Below are 1,649 nucleotides of genomic sequence, written 5' to 3'. Positions count from 1 at the left end.
GCAAGGCGCTCACCTACGGCGGCTTGGCCGCACTGGGTGTGATTGCCTACAGGGCTTACGGCAACTGGCAAGCCCAGCAGGCCAGCGCGCCCCAAGGCGAGCCGCAAACCATCGACCGCCTGCCGGCTGACCAGGTGGAGCAACACAGCCAGGGCATTCTCAAGGCACTGGTGGCCGCGGCCAAGGCTGATGGGCATGTGGATGAGCGCGAGCGCGCCTTGATCGAAGGCGAATTTACCAAGCTGGACAACGACCACGAGCTGCAACACTGGCTGCACGCCGAACTCAACAAGCCCCTGGACCCAACCGACGTTGCCCGCGCCGCCAGCACCCCGGAAATGGCCGCCGAAATGTACATCGCCAGCGTGATGCTGGTGGACGAAGAAAACTTCATGGAAAAAGCCTACCTGGACGAACTGGCACGCCAACTGAAACTTGAACCAGGCTTGAAGCTTGAGCTGGAAAAACAAGTACGGCTAAACGCATAAATAGGGCCACACGCCAGTCAAACCTGTGGGAGCGGGCTTGCCCGCGAATGCGGTGGGCCAGTCACTCTATTTCTGACTGACTGACTCACGCCATCGCGGCATAGGCACCAACACCGTAACCACGATGCGAAGCGAGCCGCTCTTGATCTTGCTCTTGATCTGCTTTTGATCTTGATCTCAGGCGCCCCGTTAAACCACGCTGGCCGGAATTCGACAGGGATTTGGGGGGTAAACCGGCAGGGATGCCGGTTTAGCCGCCCCGCGCTATCCATGGCGCGTGGCGGCGGCCCCCCAAATCACTGGCGGATTACGGGCACACCGAGCCTAAGCGAGGTGCCGAGTGGTGGGGCAAGAGCGTTTTGCTTACTTTTGTCTGGGCCGGCATTCCGGCTTTTCAAAAGTGAGCCGCTGTAAAAGCGGAACCCTAAGTGGCCGTTACCGCAGGAATGGATATGTACACGGTCCAACTGTGTTGACTGTCAGGCCGTCTTCGCAGGCAAGCCAGCTCCCACATTGGATCGCGGGGCATCAGTTATATCTGTGTCGGCTGCCAGGCCGTCACGGGAGCAAGCTCCCTCGCCACAGATTTAGCGTCGTGCCGAAGTTGTGTAGATACCTATGCTGCGATAGCGGCGAATCAGTCAGTATTTTCAGTGGCTGACACACCGCTATCGCAGGCAAGCCAGCTCCCACAATCTGGATCTATGTTCGGCAATGAGATTTAGCTGGGTTTGATGCGCTCCGACGGCCTGCGCACTCCCGCCACAATCTTGTCCACCGCCTTGGTCGCCGCCACCATGCCGAACGTGGCGGTGACCATCATCACCGCGCCAAACCCTCCCGCGCAGTCAAGCTTGACCCCGTCGCCGACAAAACTCTTCTGCAAACAGATACTGCCATCGGGTTTGGGATAGCGCAGTTGTTCGGTGGAAAACACGCAGGGCACGCTGTAATGACGGGTCACCGTGCGCGAAAAGCCATAATCGCGGCGCAAGGTAGAGCGTACTTTCGACGCCAGCGGATCATTGAAGGTGCGGTTCAGGTCGCATACCTGGATCAGCGTGGGGTCAATCTGCCCGCCGGCACCGCCAGTAGTGATGATCTGGATCTTGCGACGCTTGCACCAGGCAATCAGCGCCGCCTTGGCGTTGACCGCGTCGA

1 protein-coding gene and 1 pseudogene are annotated in these 1,649 nt (G+C 59.4%); one reads left to right on the top strand and one right to left on the bottom strand.

The window, feature by feature from the left end; all coding sequences use genetic code 11:
• Nucleotides 1-488: tellurite resistance TerB family protein (locus tag BKD70_RS15305; protein WP_070415373.1), on the top strand; the 488-nt coding region annotated here is incomplete at its 5' end.
• A 721-nt stretch (nucleotides 489-1,209) separates the two neighbouring features.
• Here BKD70_RS15305 and BKD70_RS15300 read toward each other — a convergent pair.
• Nucleotides 1,210-1,649, bottom strand: a pseudogene (locus tag BKD70_RS15300) (tRNA threonylcarbamoyladenosine dehydratase); the annotation flags it as partial.

The sequence above is a fragment of the Pseudomonas sp. BS-2016 genome (assembly GCF_001806145.1).
In the GTDB taxonomy this organism is placed as follows: Bacteria; Pseudomonadota; Gammaproteobacteria; order Pseudomonadales; family Pseudomonadaceae; genus Aquipseudomonas; species Aquipseudomonas lundensis.
This window is presented reverse-complemented; position numbering and strand designations above follow the sequence as displayed.